Genomic DNA, 243 nt, shown 5'->3' with positions numbered 1-243 from the left:
CCGTTGTTGACCCCGCCGGCCGTCTTGGTTTGGACCGCGTCCAGAACCATCACACCGCCCAGCAGCCGCAGCCCCTCGGTGAGTTCGCCGTAGCCGTAGAGTTCGAGGCCGCGGTTGCGCTGCTCGCCATCGACGCCGAAGACCGGCAGGCCGCCCGTTCGGCTCGCCGTCGACAGGCCGCTGGGCTGGGTGATCTGAAAGGCGCTGAAGGTCGCCCCGAGCCGGCCGAGATCGAGCTTGACC

The 243-nt window shown here is 69.5% G+C and carries 1 pseudogene; it reads right to left on the bottom strand.

The features are described from left to right. Nucleotides 1-243: pseudogene (locus tag SB659_RS20335) on the bottom strand (TonB-dependent siderophore receptor); the annotation flags it as partial.

It is taken from the genome of Arthrobacter sp. SIMBA_036 (assembly GCF_046535135.1).
Taxonomy (GTDB): Bacteria; Actinomycetota; Actinomycetes; order Actinomycetales; family Micrococcaceae; genus Arthrobacter.
The sequence above is the reverse complement of the archived record's forward strand: the minus strand, read 5'-3'. Positions and strand labels throughout refer to the sequence as shown.